This is a genomic window from Duganella qianjiadongensis, assembly GCF_009857915.1.
Taxonomy (GTDB): Bacteria; Pseudomonadota; Gammaproteobacteria; order Burkholderiales; family Burkholderiaceae_D; genus Rugamonas; species Rugamonas qianjiadongensis.
Map to the genome: position 1 here is coordinate 326,581 of NZ_WWCM01000002.1, position 17,304 is coordinate 343,884.

Below are 17,304 nucleotides of genomic sequence, written 5' to 3' on the forward strand. Positions count from 1 at the left end.
AATAGCAAAGGAGATACTCATGAAACGACACCTAATCGCTGCGGCAGCCTTGTGCCTGATGGCTGCATCCCAGCTGGCACACGCTGCGGACGCCGTGAAAATCGGCTTCCTCGTCAAACAGGCCGAGGAGCCTTGGTTCCAGGATGAATGGCGCTACGCCGAGCAGGCGGCCAAAGACAAAGGCTTCGTACTAGTCAAAATCGGTGTGCCGAACGGCGAGAAAATGATTGCCGCCATCGACAATCTGGCCGCCCAGAAGGCGCAGGGTTTTGTCATCTGCGCGCCGGACGTCAAACTGGGCACGGCAGTGGAACGCGCTGCACGCCGCAACAACATGAAAGTGATATCCGTCGATGACCGTCTGGTCGATGGCAGCGGCAAGCTCATCGCCTCGATTCCCCACATGGGCATTTCCGGCTACGCCATCGGCAAGCAGGTAGGCGAAGGCATCGCGGCCGAAATCAAGGCACGCAAATGGAATATGGCCGAAGTGGGCGCCATCCGCGTCGCCTACGACCAGCTGCCGACGGCCAGGGAACGCACCATGGGCGCTATCGACGCGCTCAAGGCTGCCGGTTTTGCCGCCGCCAACGTGATCGATGCACCACAAGCCAAGACCGATACGGAAAGCGCCTTCAATGCCGCCAACATTGCCCTGACCAAGAACTTCCGCTTCAAATACTGGGTGGCCGTGGGTCTCAACGATGAAGCCGTGCTGGGCGCCGTGCGTGCTGCCGAAGGCCGCGGCATCAAGGCCGACAGCATGATAGGCGTGGGCATAGGCGGCGCCAAAGCGGCCGAGAACGAACTGAATAAACCGGCGGCGACCGGCTTCTTCGGCTCCGTCATGATCAGCGCGAAAGAGCACGGCTATCAGACCTCGGTCAATCTGTTCAACTGGATCACCGGTAAAGCCGTGCCGCCAGCGGAAGTGCAGACCAGGGGCATGCTGATGACCCGCGCCAATCAGGCCGAAGTGCGCAAGCAGATGGGCCAGTAAGATGAACGCGTATCTGCAATTTGATCAGGTCAGCAAAGTCTTCCCGGGCGTGAAGGCGCTCAACGGCGTGAGCTTCGCGGCCCATGCCGGCCAGGTACACGGCCTGCTCGGCGAAAACGGCGCGGGCAAATCCACCCTGCTGAAAATTCTCGGTGGCCAGTACAAGCCTGATGGCGGCCGCCTGCTCGTCAACGGTCAGGAATGCCGCTTCGGCAGCGCCAAGGATGCGATAGCTGCCGGTGTCGCCATCATCCATCAGGAGTTGCAATACGTGCCGGAACTGACGGTGGCCGAAAACGTGCTGCTGGGCCGCATGCCTACCCGCTTCGGCCTGCTCGACAAGCCGCGTGCCTACCAGATCGTGGCCGAAAAGCTGGCGGCCATCGGCGTCGATCTGGCGCCGGACGCCAGGCTGGCCGACCTGTCCATCGCCCAGCGCCAGATGGTGGAAATCTGCAAAGCCATCATGCAGGATGCCCAGGTCATCGCTTTCGACGAACCGACCTCCAGCCTGTCGCACCGCGAAACGGAAATCCTGTTCCGGCTGGTGAAGGAACTGCGCGCCGAAGGCCGCACCCTGATCTACATCTCGCACCGGCTGGAAGAGCTGTACGAACTGTGCGACGCCTGCACCATCTTCCGCGATGGCCGCAAAATTGTCACCCATGATGTAATGGCCGAGGTGCCGCGCGAGCGCCTGATCAGCGACATGGTAGGCCGCGAACTGTCCGACATCTACGATTACCGCGCCCGCCCGCTGGGCAAGGAACGCCTGCAGGTACAAGGCCTGTCGGGTCAGCACATCAGCCAGCCGCAAAGCTTCAGCGTGCGTGCCGGCGAAGTGCTGGGCTTTTTCGGTCTGGTCGGCGCGGGCCGCAGCGAATTAATGCGCCTGCTGTACAACGCCGACGCACGCAAATCCGGCAGCGTGCTGCTTGACGGCGCCGTGGTGCCGGCCAGCAGCCCGGCGGCGGCCATCAACGCCGGCATCGTGCTGTGTCCCGAAGACCGCAAGGAACAGGGCATACTGGCTACCGCTTCCGTGGCCGAGAACATCAACATCAGCGTGCGCCGGCTCGATCTGCTCGGTGGCCTGTTCCTGCGCCACCAGCGCGAGGCCGCACTGGCAGAACAATTCATCGCCCGCCTGCGCATCAAAACGCCGAACCGCCAGCAGGAAATCCGCCTGCTCTCGGGCGGCAACCAGCAGAAGGTGATACTGGCGCGCTGGCTGGCCGAACCGGGCCTGAAAGTACTGATCCTCGACGAGCCTACCCGCGGCATCGACGTCGGCGCCAAGAACGACATCTACCGCATCATTCACGAAGTGGCCGAGCAAGGCTGCTGCGTGATCGTGATTTCGAGCGAACTGCCGGAAGTGCTGGGCATTTCCGACCGCGTGATCGTGATGCGCGAAGGCCAGATCTGCGGCGAACTGCCGCGCGCTCAGGCCAGTGAAACCGCTGTGCTGGCGCTGGCCCTGCCCGATACGGCCGCAGCCAGCAGCATTACTGCCGAACCTACCGAAACTATCGAATCTTCCGCCCTTCCTATCCGGAGCATTGCATGAACGTCGCACAAATGAATTCCGCCGCTACCCCCGCGGCCAACCCGCGCCAGCGCCAGTGGCTGGTGGACTACAGCATGCCGCTCGGCTATGTGGTGCTGTTCGCCGTGCTGTCGGCCACGGTGGAGAACTTCTTCTCGCTGACCAATGTGGTCGGCCTGATGCTGTCTGTCGCGCAGATCGGCATGGTAGCCTGCACCATGATGCTGTGTCTGGCCTCGCGTGACTTCGACCTGTCGGTCGGCTCCACCATCGCCTTTGCCGGCGTGCTGGGCGCCATGGTGCTCGAACATACGGGCAGCGTACTGCTGGCCGTCGGTGCCGGTCTGGCGGCCGGCGCCATCATCGGCGCCGCCAACGGCGTGCTGATCGCCTACCTGCGCGTCAACGCCCTGATCGCCACGCTGGCCACCATGCTGATGGTGCGCGGGCTGGCCTTCATCGTCTCCAAAGGCCAGGCTGTGGGCATCAGCAACGACGCCTTCATCGATTTCGGCGATAGCCGCATCTTCGGCCTGCCGCTGCCGGTGCTGGTGTGCGCGGCCTGTTTCGTGGTGTTCGGCGTGCTGCTCAACCAGACCATCTTCGGCCGCAACACGCTGGCCATAGGCGGCAATCCGGAGGCGGCCCGTCTGGCCGGTGTGCAGGTGGAGCGCCTGCGCGTCTGGATCTTCCTGATACAGGGCGTGGTCACCGCCATGGCCGGCCTGATACTGGCCTCGCGTATCACCAGCGGCCAGCCTAACGCAGCGCAGGGCTTCGAGCTGGACGTAATCTCGGCCTGCGTGCTGGGCGGGGTGTCCCTGCTCGGTGGTAAGGCACGCATCTTCGGTGTGCTGATCGGCGTGCTGATCATGGGCACGGTAGAAAACGTGATGAACCTGCTCGACGTGGACGCCTTCTACCAGTACCTGATGCGCGGCGTGATCCTGCTCGCTGCCGTGCTGCTGGACCAGCTGAAAACCCGCGGCGAGCGCCGCTAAGCCTTAACGTCCCCCTGCGGCACGAGCACCGTGCCGGCGACGCAGAATCGGGCTTGAGCCGCCGCTCAAGCCCGTTTTCGTATCCTCCAAGCAAGAATCCTCCCGGAAGATGTGCTTTTTTGCGCTTGCGCAAATTTTACGCCTTGAAATGGCCAAGGGTCGTCCCTATAATTGGCACTCGATACGGAGGAGTGCTAACAGCCTGCTTCGTTAAATTTCCGCTGCGGCAACCTTGTTGAAGCGGCAACAAACTGTACCATTGTTAATCATTAAGGAGTTTTGTATGAACCTTCGCCCTTTGAACGATCGCGTAATCGTCAAACGCCTCGACCAGGAAACCAAAACTGCGTCCGGCCTGATCATCCCTGATGCGGCTGCTGAGAAACCGGATCAAGGCGAAGTCCTGGCTGTCGGCAATGGCAAGATTCTGGAAGACGGCAAAGTCCGTCCACTGGATGTCAAAGTAGGCGACCGCGTTCTGTTCGGCAAATACGCCGGCCAGACCGTCAAAGTTGACGGTCAAGAACTGATGGTGATGCGCGAAGAAGACATCATGGCCATCGTGGTCAAGTAAGACCTGCGATAGACCTCGTACCTACCTAATTTCGGAGAATTAAACATGGCAGCTAAAGATGTAGTATTCGGCGACGCAGCGCGCGCCAAGATGGTTGAAGGCGTGAACGTACTGGCCAACGCCGTTAAAGTAACCCTGGGCCCTAAAGGCCGTAACGTGGTGCTGGAGCGTTCGTTCGGCGCCCCTACCGTGACCAAAGACGGTGTATCGGTTGCTAAAGAAGTAGAACTGAAAGACAAGCTGCAGAACATGGGCGCGCAGATGGTGAAAGAAGTCGCCTCGCGCACCAGCGACAACGCTGGCGACGGCACCACCACCGCTACCGTGCTGGCACAAGCCATCGTACGCGAAGGCATGAAGTTCGTTGCCGCCGGCATGAACCCGATGGACCTCAAGCGCGGTATCGACAAAGCCGTTGCCGCTACCGTCGAGCAGATCGCTGCAATCGCCCGTCCATGCACCACCACCAAGGAAATCGCACAAGTTGGCTCGATCTCGGCTAACTCGGACACCTCGATCGGCGACCGTATCGCTGAAGCGATGGAAAAAGTCGGCAAAGAAGGCGTGATCACCGTGGAAGACGGCAAATCGCTGAACGACGAACTGGACATCGTAGAAGGTATGCAGTTCGACCGCGGCTACCTGTCGCCGTACTTCATCAACAACCAGGAGAAGCAAGTTGCTGCGCTGGACAATCCATTCGTTCTGCTGTGCGACAAGAAAATCTCCAACATCCGTGATCTGCTGCCAGTACTGGAGCAAGTTGCCAAGTCGGGCCGTCCACTGCTGATCATCGCTGAAGACATCGAAGGCGAAGCACTGGCAACTCTGGTGGTGAACAACATCCGCGGCATCCTGAAAACCTGCGCAGTGAAAGCGCCGGGCTTCGGCGACCGTCGTAAAGCCATGCTGGAAGACATCGCTATCCTGACCGGCGGCCAGGTAGTGGCAGAAGAAGTGGGTCTGACCCTGGAAAAAATCACCCTGGAAGAACTGGGCCAGGCCAAGCGTATCGAAATCGGCAAAGAAAACACCACCGTGATCGACGGTGCTGGCCAGGCTGCTGCCATCGAAGCACGCGTAAAACAGATCCGCGTGCAGATCGAAGAAGCCACCTCGGACTACGACCGTGAAAAACTGCAAGAGCGCGTAGCCAAACTGGCTGGCGGCGTCGCCGTGATCAAAGTCGGTGCTGCCACCGAAGTGGAAATGAAAGAGAAAAAAGCCCGCGTTGAAGACGCACTGCACGCTACCCGCGCAGCTGTGGAAGAAGGCATTGTGCCAGGCGGCGGCGTAGCCCTGCTGCGTGCCCGCGCTGCGCTGAGCGTCAAAGGCGACAACCCGGATCAGGACGCAGGTATCAAGATCGTTCTGCGCGCAATGGAAGAGCCACTGCGCATGATCGTTCAGAACGCCGGCGAAGAAGCTTCGGTAGTGGTTGCAGCCGTACTGGCTGGCTCGGGTAACTACGGTTACAACGCTGCCAACGGCACCTACGGCGACATGGTTGAAATGGGCGTGCTGGACCCAGCTAAAGTCACCCGCTCGGCTCTGCAGAACGCAGCGTCGATCGCTGGCCTGATGCTGACCACCGACTGCATGATCGCTGAAGTAGCCGAAGACAAACCAGCCGGCGGCATGGGCGGCATGGGTGGTATGGGCGGCATGGGCGGCATGGACGGCATGATGTAATACCGCAGGGACGGCAGCGCCGTCCCTGTGCCAGCCTCGCTAGCAAAAAGGGCAGATCTCGCGATCTGCCCTTTTTGCTTTGCGAACTATCAGATTCAGACGTCGTGGTAGGCCGCTTCCAGTTCTTCGCGGCGCGGTGTGTCGGCGATATGCACGATCAGGGTTTCGCGCAGCGCCAGCGCCGGATGGGCGGCACGGTGACGGGCATACCAGAACACTTCTTCCAGTTCGTCGTCATCATGGGCGGTGACCACCACGGCGCGTTCAGCCGGCACATCGTCGTAATCGGCCGCTTCCAGCGCGGCATCTTCCAGCGCTTCGCGCCATGCTTCACAGTCTTTGCCCCACACCAGCGCCAGCATGCAGCCCGATTCCACCAGGCCGCGCGCCAGTTCCCACATGCTCATTTCGGCGACTTCGCCATCCAGCACAAGGATGACCTGAAACTGCCCCATGCCCTTGAGTTCAGGCAGCGGACTAGCGGGAGTGAGGTGCAGATATTTGAGCGTATGGTTTTGCATGGGATGGCTACTCGGCTATGACGTCCGGCATTCTAGAACGGGTCCATAGCCGGTGTAAACTTGCCGGCCGCGTCAAGCGCGCCCATGGTGTAGCCCTGCCAGCCCGGATAGGCTTGCGGCTCCCAGTAGAACACCCCGAGACCGTTGCTGCCTAGCGCCTTGGTCTTGCTCAGCAAATCCGCCAGCATGGCTTTGGCCGTGGCGCTCTGGGTCCAGTCCATGCCGACTTCCGTTACCATCACCGGCTTGGCATAGCGCGCCACCATATCCCACATATTGGTGGAGATTTTGGCGTTGTAACTGGCCCAGTCCGATGCCGGCGGATAGTGCGACATGCCGATCACATCCCACTTGGCGCCCGCCCCTTTTACGCCGTCAAAGAACCAGCGGAACACGGCGTTGTCGTAACCATTCGCCAGATGCACGATCACCTTGGCATTCGGGTAGACGGCCTTGGTGGCGTTGTAGCCGCTGTTGATCAACTGGGCCAGATTGGCGAAGCTGCTGGTTTTCCCTTCCGGCCACAGCATGCCGCTATTGATCTCGTTGCCCACCTGTACCCACTCGACTGTGATGCCGTTGCTTTTCAGGTAGCTCAATATACCCTGCGTGTGGCTGTACACATCGTTATTCAACTGGCTCAGCGTATGGCTAGCCCATGCTGCAGGCTTGGTCTGCTGACCCGGATCGGCCCAGCCGTCGCTGTAATGGAAGTCGATCAAGATGCGCTGGCCCTGTGCCGCCGCGCGTTTGGCCTTGTACAGCACGTCCGCGCCATCATTCCAGCCGCCGGACGGATTGACCCACACGCGCAGGCGGATGGCATTCACCTGCAGATTTTTCAGCAGCACGAACGGGTCGGTCTTGACGCCGCTACTGTTATAGAACGCATAGCCGCTGGCCTCCTGCTGGCTAACCCAGCTGACATCGGCTCCGTTGGCAAAGGTGGCAGCCTGCGCTGCCATACCCCACATCAGACTCGCTGCAGCTAGCCAGCCTGCCAGACGCTTTTCCAGTTTCATTTTTATGTCTCCTACTTTGTTTTTGTTGAAGCGACTACCAAAAACCGGCGCGCAGCAGCACCTGCCGCTGCGCACGCGGCACCTAAAAAACGGGGATGGTGCGCTGGCAGAACGCCAGCGCTTACTTGAGACTAGCCGTAGCAGTAAGCGGCCACGCCGGGCACGGCTACGCGCGCCGCAAACAGCGCGCCGCTCAGAGGATAGGCTTGCAGCTGTTGCGGCGTATTGTCTTCGCATGCCGTGGTGATGTAGAGCGTGCGCAGATCGTCGCCGCCCAGCGTGCACGAGGCCGGATTACGGGCCGCCACGGTGACGGTTTCCAGCAGCGTGGCATCCGGCGCATAACGGCACACGCGGCCGCCGCCCCACTGGGCAACCCACAGGCAGCCTTCGCTATCGACCGTCATGCCGTCCGGCGCACCTTCGTCGCCTTCGAACTGGCGCCACAGGCGCGGCTGGCCCAGCGTGCCATCGGCTGCCAGCGGATAGGCGTAGATGCGGCCCTCATAGCTATCGGTGTGGTACAGCGTGGCGCCATCAGGACTCAGCGCCGGGCCATTGCAGATATGGTAGTTGTCGTCGGCGATGCTCAGACTCTGGTCGGGCGCCAGCCGGAACAAACGTCCTGCGGCCTGCGCATAATCGCTGTTGTGCATGGAGCCGGCCCAGATACGGCCCGTGCTATCGGCCTTGGCATCGTTCATGCGCAGGCCGCTGCCTTGGGCGAACGGACGCGCCACATAGTCGATGCGCACTTGCGGCTCCAGCCAGATGCGCGCAATGCCGTCGCGCAGGCCGGCCATGAAACCGTCGCCATCGCGGCGCGGCACCAGCCAGCAGATATAGTCGGGCATCTCCCAGCGGTGCTGCTGGCCGTCGGCCAGATCAAGCGCATGCAGCGCGCAGCCTTTCAGATCGACGAAATACAGGCGGTTCTGCTGTGCCATCCACAGCGGCCCTTCGCCCAGTTGCGCGCCCAGTGGCCAGATGCACTGCGCTTCCTGCTTGCTCATACGCTGTTCTCCAGAATTCGAATCCGCCATCATAAAACCAAACGGCAGCTTACAGTGCGCTCAGGCTGCGCCACTGCTGCATATAGGCCTCGGCGCGGCGGCGCAATTCGTCCAGCGCTACGCCTGGCGTGTACAGCTGGCCGCCGATGCCGAAGCCGGTGGCGCCGGCCAGCTTCCAGCCTGCCATATTGTCTGGCGTGATGCCGCCCACCGGCCATACGGGCGTACCCGCCGGCAGCACGCTGTTGAAGGCTTTCAGGCCCGCATGGCCCACCATATCGCAAGGGAATATCTTCAGCGCGTGAGCACCGGCATCGAGCGCTGCAAACGCTTCGGTTGGGGTGGCCACGCCGGGCGCGCAATACATGCCCAGTTCGGCCGCACGGCTGATCACGGCAGGCACGCAGTTAGGCGACACCAGCAGACGGCCACCGGCAGCATGCACGGCCTCCACATGCGCCACCGTCAGCATGGTGCCGCCCCCCACCAGCGCATCGGGAAAGCGCTGCGACAGCGCAGCAATCGCTTCCAGTGCGCCGGGCCGGTTGAGCGGCACTTCCAGCGCGCGGAAGCCCGCCTGATACAGCACTTCGCCTACCGCGACGGCATCGGCAGGAGGCAAACCGCGCAGAATGGCGACCAGAGGTACAGCAGGATGGGACAGTGGCATGGTGTCTTCAATCAAAAAAATCACAGGAAAAACTGCCGGGCGGCGGCGCGGAACACGGAGTGGGGATCGAGCACCGTGCAAGGCAGATCGAAATGGCTGGCCGCCTGCGCATAGCGCTGCGCCAGTGCCGGGCTGCCGATCACGGTAATACCGCCAGCGCCCGCAGCCGAACGGGCGGCCGCGCTAAATTCGGCGCCTATCAGCAGGCCGCTGACTACAGCCGTTGCCTGCTGCGCCGGAGCCGCCTTGGCCACTACGCCGGCGCGCACGCGAAACAGGGTGTTGGATAGCGGTGCGCCAAGCGCGGCCTGCTGCAAGCCGGCTGTGTAGCCTTCGGCATCGGCGGCATCGCCTTTCATCATGGCCGACAGCGTGCCGCCCGCCGACAGCATGGCAAACAGCTCGCCCGTCATATAGGTCGATATGGACTGCATCACGCCATCACGCAGCAGCACCCATTTGCTATGGGTGCCGGGCAGCACCAGCCAGCCGTCACGGTGCCCCAGTGCCACGGCGCCCAGTAGCTGGGTTTCCTCGCCGCGCATGACATCGACTGCCGTGCCGCTGCGGTAGCAGTAGCCGGGCACGATGCGGCAGCGCCCGGCCCAAGCCGGGTCCTGCACAGCCGCCAGATGGGCCGGCAGATACTGCAGCGCTACCGCACTATCGAGATAATCGACTTCCTGCCAGCCGGAGGCGCTGCCGACCATGCCGGACATCACCACCGGCACCTGTGCGCCCACGCCCATCGTCTGGCACAGCTGCGCCAGCGCGGCGCTGAAATGTTCGCGCCCGCCCACAGCCAGCATGCCCAGGCCATCTTCATGCTCGGCCAGACACTGGCCCTGTTGATTGATCAGATAAGCGCGGCGGTTGCTGGTACCCCAGTCCACCGCCAGAAGTTGTTTGTCCACGTTGCAGTATCCCTAAGCTGATGCTGCAGCCATGGTAAGCAAAACCGCCTTCCGCCTCCAATGAATTATCTCGCCCGACTAATACGAAAATAGTATAGGCAGCGCCGAAAAAGGCCCGAAATCGTTGCCCCTACAGTAGCTTTGGTTTAGTATGGCCGACAATAATGTTGCCCAGGTCAGCAAGTTTATGGAATCGCATACCCAGTCCTCCCGAAATCTGTTTCTCGCAGGCGTGATCGCCGGAGCGACCCTACTGGGCGGAGGGCTTTATTTCGCTAACCAGACACAGGCCGGCGCCCCCGGCGTTACGGCCCCTGCCCTGCCGGCGGCCAGCGCCAGCAGCAGCACTGCCGCCAGCGGCCCTGCCAGCACGGCCAGCGCGCCGCGCGCCAGCAGCGCTCCGGCGCCCGTGGCAACGGCCGAAGCCCACCACCTGCATAGCAAGGAACAGAGCGCCGCAGCGCTGATGGCCCTGCCGGAACTGCAGGCATGGTCGGCCATCATCGAAAAGAACTCGGGCGGCAAATCGCACGGCGCCCTGATCGAATACGACCCCACGCCGCGCAAGCTCAACGGCAAGCTGTACTATCAGTTCAGCTTTGTCGACAACAGCAGCGATGCCGCCCAGCGCTGGGAAAGCTTCCTCGTTTCGTCCAGCGACGACGAGATACTGGTGGAAGACGCCAGCACCGATGAAGTCATCAGTCTGGCGCGCTGGCGCCGTGAAAAACACCCGGCCAAGCGCACCAGCATCGACGGTTAAGCCTTGGCTGCCAGCGGTGCCGGCGTCACGCCGGCACCCACCCGGCCTATCCACAGCACGGAAAACAGCGTCAGCCCCACGGCCAGCCAGCCATTCAGGCCATAGCCGCTGATATGCCCGCCCGCTTCCGTGTGCAGCAGCAAGCCACCCAGCAGCGCCCCCACGCCATTGCCCATCGACTGGATCGCCGAGTTAGTGCTGAGGAAAGCGCCGCGCCGTGCCGGCTGCGGCACTGTCGTCATCAGCGCCTGCAGCGGAATATTCCGCCCCGATAGCGCCATCATGAAGAACGGGAAGAACAGCATCACACCCCACAGCGGCAGTTGCGGCATATGGGTCATGAACAGTATCGGCAGCAGCGAGAACAGCGCCACGGCGCGGTAGACGAACTGCGGCCCGGCTTTATCCGACCAGCGGCCGATGCGGCGCGCGCTGAACAGCGTGGCCACCCCGCCCGCCAGATACACGAAAGTGATTTCGGCCGGCTGCACGCCGTTGTTATTGACCAGCACCGGCGAGATAAACGGTATCACCAGCATCCCCGTCAGCATGTTCACGCCGGACAGCAGAAAGGCTTTCTGGTGGCCGGGCACGCGGTACAGCGCCAGCAGCTCGGGCAGCACCTGCGCCAGCGGCACGCGCCGCGCCAGATGGCTATCGAGCGCAGGCAGCACGCGCCACGCCGCCGCCCAGATCAGCAGCGAGAACACTACCAGCAGGTAGAACGGCGAGGCCCAACCGTAGTGGGCCGCCAGCATCACGCCGGTCGGCACGCCCGCCACGGCGGCCAGACTGAAGGACGTCATGACGATGCCGGTGGCGGCGCCGCGCCGCTCGGCCGGTATCAGGTCACCGATGATAGCCATGATGATGGAAGCGAGCACGCCGCCGGTCAGACCGGCAAAGGCGCGCGACAGCACCAGTACATGGAAATTGGGCGCCACCGCACAGGCCAGATTCGAGACGGTGAACAGGGCAAACATGGTCAGCAGCAGCCGTTTGCGGTCAAAGCGGTCGATATACATGGAGGCCAGCAGGCCGGAGATACCGGCGCACCACGCATAGGCGGAGACGGCGCCCGACACGGCAGCCGGGGAAATGTCGAAAGCACGCATCAGCTGCGGTGCCAGCGGCATCATCACCATGAAATCCATGATCACGGTGAACTGGGTCAGCGCCAGCAGCCACAGCACGATGCGCTCGCGCGCCGGTGCCGCTGGATGAGTCACCGCCCGACTCATTCCAGCCCCTGAATTTCTGCCGTCGCGCGGCGCAGCACGGCACGGATGGCGGCCAGCCGCTGCGGGTTGGACTGGAAATCCTGCGCCTGCGTGATCACGGCGTGCTTGAGTTCATGCATGAGGGTGCGCAGATCATCGCGCGCATCGGCCGGCTCGCCCATGCGCTGCTGGATCGCCTCGACGAACTGGCGGTTCTCGGCCAGAAACGCCTCGCCTTCCGGCGTAATGGTGTGCAGCTTCTTGTTGCCGTCAGCACTGGCCAGCACATGGCCCATATCGAGCAGCATGGACAGCAGGGGATAGATGGCGCCGGGGCTGGGCGTGTAGGCGCCGCCCGAGCGCTGCTCCAGTTCCTTGATGATTTCATAGCCGTGACGGGGCTTCTCGGCGATCAGCTGCAGCACGATATAGCGCATGGCGCCGGCATCGAACATTTTCGGGCCGCGGCCACGGCCACCGCCGCGCAAACCGTGATGCTCGCCATGGCTGGCGTGGTGGCGATGCTGATGATGTAAAAATTTAAACATGGTGAAACTCCTTAAGATCTGGCAACTTATTTTTGGGAATGAATGCACGTCAACTTAAGATATATCACGTTAAGATATGTCTTAATAAGATATATCTTAAACTCTTTTCCCGAGAATGCAAGTAAACTTTGCGGCACAATAAAGACTTGACCTTCACGCCACGTGAGCCCTGAACATCCCCCCATGCTTACAGTTAAACAACTCTCCAGCCTCAGCGGCGTGACGGCGCGTACCCTGCATTACTACGACGAAATCGGGCTGCTCCGCCCCACCCGCGTAGGCGACAATGGCTACCGCTATTACGACCAGACGGCGCAACTGCGCCTTCAGCAGATACTGTTTTATCGGGAACTGGCGGTGCCGCTGGCGGACATCCGCCAGCTGATGGAGAGCGACGACTACGACCTGATGGCGGCGCTGCAAGGCCACCAGCAGGCGTTGCGTCAGCAGGCCAGTCATTTGCAGCAGCTGCTGACGACTGTGGAGCAGACCATCCTCCATCTACAAGGAAAACAGACCATGACTAGCCAGCAGATATTCGCGGGACTCAATCACCCGCAGCAGCAAGCCTACGCCGCCGAAGCGGAACAGCGCTACGACGCCGCCATCGTGCGCAAAGCCAGCCAGCAATGGCAGGACTACAGCAAGGCCCAGCAGGACGCCATCATGGCGGAAGGAAATACGATTTATACCGATATGGTGGCAGCCATGCCGCAAGGCGCTGCCAGTCCGGCAGTACAGGCCATCGTGGAACGCTGGCGCCAGCACATGGCCTATTTCTGGGTGCCGCAGGCGGCGCAGCTGGAGGGACTAGCCGCCACTTATTCGCAGGATGCGCGCTTCAAGGCCAACTTCGACAAACTGCACACGCAGCTAGCCGAGTTCATGCTGGAAGCGGTGCAGCACTACGTGCGCCAGCTTGCCTGAACCTAGGCTAGAAAGAAATCAGGCCACCGGCAACGGCGGCCTGTTCTACGACATACCGGGGCGGCGGCGCAATGCCTAGCTATCGAGGTGGGAGATCAGCAGACGGCGGCTATCCGCCTCGCTGCTGGCCTTGTGCTCGACCACCAGACGCGAGTTCTGCGTATCGAGCGATATGCCGACCGACAGAATATCGATCAGCAGCAGCTGCAATATGCGCGAAATCATCGACAGGAAGGTGGTGCTGTCTTCGCTGTGATCGACCGCCAGACAGACACTGGCCTTCTTGGCCAGCGGCGAATTGCTGGAGGTGATGGCGATGACGTCGGCACCGGCCGCACGCGCCGCATCGACCGCTTCCAGCAGCTCCGGCAAGCGGCCCGAATTGGAAATGGCGATCACCACATCACCCGGATTGAGCAGCTCGGCCGCCAGCGTCAGCAGATGCGAATCGCCATACGCCGAAGTAGGAATACGGAAGCGGAAGAACTTGTGCTGGCCGTCCAGCGCCACCACACGCGAATTACCCATGGCGTAGAACTCGACGCGCTTGGCCTTGGCGACCAGTGCAATCGCCTTATCGAGCGAACGCACATCGAGCTGGTCGCGGAATTTCAGAATCGCCGAGACGGTATTGTCGATCACCTTGGCACTCAGGTCGTGCGTGCTGTCGCTCACCCGCACCTGACTGTGGCGCACGGGAATGGCGCCAGTCAGGCTGCTGGCAAACTTCAGTTTGAAATCGGCCAGACCGAGGAAGCCCAGCGAGCGGCAGAAGCGGATCACCGTCGGCTGGCTCACTTCGGCCAGACGGGCGATATCGGCAATCGGCTCGTTCAGCACGAGGCGCGGCTGCTCCAGCACCAGCTGCGCCACGCGCTGCTCGGCTGGCGTCAGTTCATGCTGCAGATGCTGCACCCGCTCCATCAGCGTGTTGGCGCCACTACGGCCACGCAGGTGCTCGGACAATATCGTCGCCACGCCATAGAAAGCCGGATTCGGCGTGGTAATCACATAGGTGGGAATTTCGGCCAGATAGCTGGTGAAACGGCCCTTGGCTTCGAAGCGGGCACGGAACGGCGAGGTGGCAAACCACTCGCCCATGCGCGGCACGATACCGCCGCCGATGAACACACCGCCGAAGGCCCCCAGCGTCACCGCCAGATTGGCGCTGGCGCCGCCCAGCATGGCGCAGAAGCATTCCAGCACTTCCATGCACAGCGGGTCTTTGTCGGTCAGCGCACCGGCCATGATTTCCTGCGACGTCAGATCGCGCACCTGCCGGCCATTGCGCTTGGCGATGGCGCGGTAAATGATTTCCATGCCGGGTCCGGAAATCAGACGTTCGGTCGATACGTGCGACCAGGTCTGCCACGCATATTGCAGTATCGCGTATTCGCGTTCGTCGGCCGGGGCAAAGTTGGTGTGGCCGCCTTCCGAACCCAGCGTCACGAAACCATCGACCGTGGGAATCACGCCCGACACACCCAGACCCGTACCGGGGCCGAGCACGCCGATCACGGAATTCGAGGCCGGCTTGCCGCCGCCCACCTGCATCAGGTCGGACGATTTCAGGCCCGGCAGCGACATGGCCAGCGCGGTAAAGTCGTTCACTACCAGCAGCGTGTGCAGACCCAGCGCACGCCGCACCTCGTCGGTGGAGAATTCCCATGCACGGTTAGTCATGCGCACATAGTCGCCGCTGACGGGGTTAGCCACGGCCAGCGCGGCATGGTTAAGCGTCAGGTCGGCATGGTCGGACAGATAGGATCGCAACATGGCGACGATGTCGGTGTAATCGTCGCACTTGAGTACGCGCACGGCGCGGAATTCGCCGGGCGCCGTCTGCAGGGCAAAGCGGGCATGGGTCGCGCCGATGTCGGCCAGCAGGCGCGGGCCGTCAGCAAAGGCGGTACGGTTCAGTTTTTGATCCACTTCGGCTTGTTTCATTGTCTAACCAGTAAAAACAGTTGGCGGAAGCATACCCGAAATACCCGATGTTAAAAAGCCGGGGCGGCAAATCCCCGGCCTGTCTACCACAGCCTCAGGCAGCGTAGCCGAACCACGCGCCGAAGGCAGGCAGCGCAACCTGACCATCGACCACCGAACCGGGCAGGCCATAACCGGCTATCTGCTCGCCCCCCGCCGCCTGTGGCAGCGCGCAGCTGACCGGTGCGCCACTGAGATTGAACACGGCAATGATGCTGCGCTCCCCTGCAGCATCGCGGCGCAGCGCCAGCACCGGTTCCGGTGCGTCGAAGAACTCGATGTCGCCGCGCGTGAGTTGCGGGAACTGGCGGCGCCACGCGATAAAGCGGCGGGTAAATTCCAGTGACGACTCGGCATCGCCTTCCTGTTTCGAAGCAGCCTTGACCAGATGGTCGGGCGAAACGGGCAGCCATGGTTTGCCAGTAGTGAAGCCGCCATTGGCCGCGTCGCTCCATGCCATCGGCGTGCGGCAGCCATCACGGCCTTTGAATTCGGGCCAGAAGGTAATGCCGTACGGGTCCTGCAGCAGCTCGAATGGCACATCGGCTTCGGCAAAAGCCAGCTCGTCGCCCTGATACAGACAGGGAGTACCTTTGAGCGACAGCTGCATGGCCAGTATCATCTTGGCGAAAGCCACCGGCGCCTCGGGCCCGCCCCAGCGGGTAGCGACGCGCTGCACGTCGTGATTGCCGACCGACCACGAGGCCCAGCCGCCCTTGACACGCGCTTCGAAATTTTCCACCTGCTGGCGGATGTAGTGGGCCGAGCATTGCGGCACCAGCAGATTGAAGCTGTAGGCCATGTGCAGCTTGTCGCCATCGGCCGTGTACTCGGCCATCACGGCCAGCGAATCGTCGGCCCCTACTTCGCCGATAGACACCGCCTGATATTCATCGAGCAGCGCACGCAGCTTCTGCAGGAAAGGCAGATTCTCGGGGCGGCTCTTGTCGTAGATGTGGGCCTGCATGCCGTAAGGGTTCACATCCGACACGGTGGCCGTATCGCGGTTGGTGGCGGGCGGGTTGCTGCGCAATTCGGTATCGTGGAAGTGGAAGTTGCAGGCATCCAGACGGATGCCGTCCACCCCGCGCTCCAGCCAGAAGCGCAGCGCATCGAGGTGCGCCTGCTGCACGGCGGGGCAATGGAAGTTCAGATCCGGCTGACTGGTAAGGAAATTATGTAAATAGTATTGACGACGGCGCGTATCCCACTGCCACGACGAGCCGCCGAACACCGACATCCAGTTATTCGGCGGATTGCCATCGGGCGCGGGATCGGCCCACACATACCAGTCGGCTTTCGGATTATCGCGGCTGGAACGGCTCTCCTTGAACCACGGATGTTCTTCCGCCGTGTGCGACATCACCTGATCGATCATGATCTTCAGGCCCAGACTGTGCGCCTTGGCGATCATGCTATCGAAATCGGCCAGCGTGCCGAACATCGGATCGACGTCGCAGTAGTCCGCGATGTCGTAGCCGAAGTCCTTCATGGGCGACTTGAAGAAAGGCGAAATCCAGACGATGTCCACGCCCAGCGAGGCGATATAGTCCAGCCTGGCCGTGATCCCCGGCAGATCCCCTACCCCGTCACCGTTGGTATCCATGAAACTGCGCGGATAAATCTGGTAAATAATCGCTGTGCGATACCAGTCCGACGCATGCGGAGAGACTTGTGTTAGTTGCTTGGTCATATGAGAATCCGGGGTGGGCCCGGTGTTGGATTATGTTTGTAGAGAATATACATCACGAATTCGGAATTTTCAATCACCGACCGGACCGCAGATTTTGCAACTTATCAGTTTAAAATCAATAACTTGGAATTTTTACAGAAAATTCCAATTCTAAAAAATAGTAGTCAAACTACACAAATCAGGAGAAATACAGTGAGTGATCACGGTAACG

General features: G+C 61.6%; 16 protein-coding genes. 7 read left to right on the forward strand and 9 right to left on the reverse strand.

What is annotated here, in order from left to right; translation table 11 throughout:
- The first annotated feature begins 19 nt into the window (after positions 1-19).
- The 5 genes from GTP27_RS04435 to groL all read left to right on the forward strand — a co-directional run bounded on the left by GTP27_RS04435 (position 20) and on the right by groL (position 5,816).
- Positions 20-1,000, forward strand: coding sequence for a substrate-binding domain-containing protein (locus GTP27_RS04435; RefSeq protein WP_161037963.1), 981 nt, complete (start codon positions 20-22; stop codon positions 998-1,000).
- 1 nt (position 1,001) lies between these two features.
- On the forward strand, positions 1,002-2,570 hold the full coding sequence (gene araG / locus GTP27_RS04440; RefSeq protein WP_161037964.1) for an L-arabinose ABC transporter ATP-binding protein AraG: 1,569 nt from the start codon (positions 1,002-1,004) through the stop codon (positions 2,568-2,570).
- Complete coding sequence (gene araH / locus GTP27_RS04445; RefSeq protein WP_161037965.1) at positions 2,567-3,550, forward strand: L-arabinose ABC transporter permease AraH; 984 nt, start codon at positions 2,567-2,569, stop codon at positions 3,548-3,550. The genes araG and araH overlap by 4 nt, the downstream gene beginning before the upstream one ends.
- A 283-nt stretch (positions 3,551-3,833) precedes the next feature.
- Entirely contained in the window at positions 3,834-4,124 is a 291-nt protein-coding gene (gene groES / locus GTP27_RS04450; RefSeq protein WP_008451606.1) for a co-chaperone GroES, read from the forward strand.
- Between the two features lie 45 nt (positions 4,125-4,169).
- Positions 4,170-5,816, forward strand: a complete 1,647-nt coding sequence (groL, locus tag GTP27_RS04455) for a chaperonin GroEL (RefSeq protein ID WP_161037966.1) — start codon at positions 4,170-4,172, stop codon at positions 5,814-5,816.
- 95 nt (positions 5,817-5,911) lie between these two features.
- On the opposite strand, the gene GTP27_RS04460 is transcribed toward groL, so the two are convergent.
- From GTP27_RS04460 to GTP27_RS04480, 5 genes are all read right to left on the reverse strand, one after another.
- Positions 5,912-6,337, reverse strand: coding sequence for a DUF7684 family protein (locus GTP27_RS04460; RefSeq protein WP_202416536.1), 426 nt, complete (start codon positions 6,335-6,337; stop codon positions 5,912-5,914).
- 32 nt (positions 6,338-6,369) lie between these two features.
- A complete protein-coding gene (locus tag GTP27_RS04465) occupies positions 6,370-7,359 on the reverse strand; it encodes a glycoside hydrolase family 53 protein (RefSeq protein ID WP_229633377.1) in 990 nt (329 codons plus the stop codon).
- A gap of 131 nt (positions 7,360-7,490) precedes the next feature.
- Entirely contained in the window at positions 7,491-8,372 is an 882-nt protein-coding gene (locus GTP27_RS04470; protein WP_161037967.1) for an SMP-30/gluconolactonase/LRE family protein, read from the reverse strand.
- A gap of 49 nt (positions 8,373-8,421) precedes the next feature.
- Complete coding sequence (locus tag GTP27_RS04475) at positions 8,422-9,042, reverse strand: 2-dehydro-3-deoxy-6-phosphogalactonate aldolase (RefSeq protein ID WP_161037968.1); 621 nt, start codon at positions 9,040-9,042, stop codon at positions 8,422-8,424.
- Between the two features lie 20 nt (positions 9,043-9,062).
- On the reverse strand, positions 9,063-9,956 hold the full coding sequence (locus GTP27_RS04480; protein WP_161037969.1) for a 2-dehydro-3-deoxygalactonokinase: 894 nt from the start codon (positions 9,954-9,956) through the stop codon (positions 9,063-9,065).
- A 187-nt stretch (positions 9,957-10,143) separates the two neighbouring features.
- Here GTP27_RS04480 and GTP27_RS23725 point away from each other — a divergent pair, with 187 nt between their 5' ends.
- Positions 10,144-10,719, forward strand: coding sequence for a hypothetical protein (locus GTP27_RS23725; RefSeq protein WP_229633379.1), 576 nt, complete (start codon positions 10,144-10,146; stop codon positions 10,717-10,719).
- Here the strand turns inward: GTP27_RS23725 and GTP27_RS04490 are convergent.
- Positions 10,716-11,960 (reverse strand): MFS transporter, encoded by a 1,245-nt coding sequence (locus GTP27_RS04490; protein ID WP_161037970.1) that lies wholly within the window; start codon positions 11,958-11,960, stop codon positions 10,716-10,718. The two genes, GTP27_RS23725 and GTP27_RS04490, sit on opposite strands and share 4 nt — an antisense overlap.
- On the reverse strand, positions 11,957-12,487 hold the full coding sequence (locus GTP27_RS04495) for a PadR family transcriptional regulator (RefSeq protein ID WP_161037971.1): 531 nt from the start codon (positions 12,485-12,487) through the stop codon (positions 11,957-11,959). Before GTP27_RS04495 ends, GTP27_RS04490 begins: the two co-directional genes overlap by 4 nt.
- A 183-nt stretch (positions 12,488-12,670) precedes the next feature.
- Between GTP27_RS04495 and GTP27_RS04500 the strand changes: the two genes are divergently transcribed.
- Positions 12,671-13,414: a MerR family transcriptional regulator gene (locus tag GTP27_RS04500; protein ID WP_161037972.1), complete on the forward strand. Its 744-nt coding sequence runs from the start codon at positions 12,671-12,673 to the stop codon at positions 13,412-13,414.
- A gap of 75 nt (positions 13,415-13,489) precedes the next feature.
- Here GTP27_RS04500 and GTP27_RS04505 read toward each other — a convergent pair whose 3' ends face one another.
- Together GTP27_RS04505 and GTP27_RS04510 are read right to left on the reverse strand one after the other, a co-directional pair.
- Positions 13,490-15,361, reverse strand: a complete 1,872-nt coding sequence (locus tag GTP27_RS04505) for a glucokinase (RefSeq protein WP_161037973.1) — start codon at positions 15,359-15,361, stop codon at positions 13,490-13,492.
- 94 nt (positions 15,362-15,455) lie between these two features.
- Complete coding sequence (locus GTP27_RS04510; RefSeq protein ID WP_161037974.1) at positions 15,456-17,093, reverse strand: alpha-amylase family glycosyl hydrolase; 1,638 nt, start codon at positions 17,091-17,093, stop codon at positions 15,456-15,458.
- Between the last annotated feature and the right edge of the window lie 211 nt (positions 17,094-17,304).

Bases quoted from the DNA above. Each gene is read 5' to 3' on its own strand.
- GTP27_RS04435 (WP_161037963.1), top strand. From the start codon at position 20: ATGAAACGACACCTAATCGCTGCGGCAGCCTTGTGCCTGATGGCTGCA.
- araG (WP_161037964.1), top strand. From the start codon at position 1,002: ATGAACGCGTATCTGCAATTTGATCAGGTCAGCAAAGTCTTCCCGGGC.
- araH (WP_161037965.1), top strand. From the start codon at position 2,567: ATGAACGTCGCACAAATGAATTCCGCCGCTACCCCCGCGGCCAACCCG.
- groES (WP_008451606.1), top strand. From the start codon at position 3,834: ATGAACCTTCGCCCTTTGAACGATCGCGTAATCGTCAAACGCCTCGAC.
- groL (WP_161037966.1), top strand. From the start codon at position 4,170: ATGGCAGCTAAAGATGTAGTATTCGGCGACGCAGCGCGCGCCAAGATG.
- GTP27_RS04460 (WP_202416536.1), bottom strand. From the start codon at position 6,337: ATGCAAAACCATACGCTCAAATATCTGCACCTCACTCCCGCTAGTCCG.
- GTP27_RS04465 (WP_229633377.1), bottom strand. From the start codon at position 7,359: ATGAAACTGGAAAAGCGTCTGGCAGGCTGGCTAGCTGCAGCGAGTCTG.
- GTP27_RS04470 (WP_161037967.1), bottom strand. From the start codon at position 8,372: ATGAGCAAGCAGGAAGCGCAGTGCATCTGGCCACTGGGCGCGCAACTG.
- GTP27_RS04475 (WP_161037968.1), bottom strand. From the start codon at position 9,042: ATGCCACTGTCCCATCCTGCTGTACCTCTGGTCGCCATTCTGCGCGGT.
- GTP27_RS23725 (WP_229633379.1), top strand. From the start codon at position 10,144: ATGGAATCGCATACCCAGTCCTCCCGAAATCTGTTTCTCGCAGGCGTG.
- GTP27_RS04490 (WP_161037970.1), bottom strand. From the start codon at position 11,960: ATGAGTCGGGCGGTGACTCATCCAGCGGCACCGGCGCGCGAGCGCATC.
- GTP27_RS04495 (WP_161037971.1), bottom strand. From the start codon at position 12,487: ATGTTTAAATTTTTACATCATCAGCATCGCCACCACGCCAGCCATGGC.
- GTP27_RS04500 (WP_161037972.1), top strand. From the start codon at position 12,671: ATGCTTACAGTTAAACAACTCTCCAGCCTCAGCGGCGTGACGGCGCGT.
- GTP27_RS04505 (WP_161037973.1), bottom strand. From the start codon at position 15,361: ATGAAACAAGCCGAAGTGGATCAAAAACTGAACCGTACCGCCTTTGCT.
- GTP27_RS04510 (WP_161037974.1), bottom strand. From the start codon at position 17,093: ATGACCAAGCAACTAACACAAGTCTCTCCGCATGCGTCGGACTGGTAT.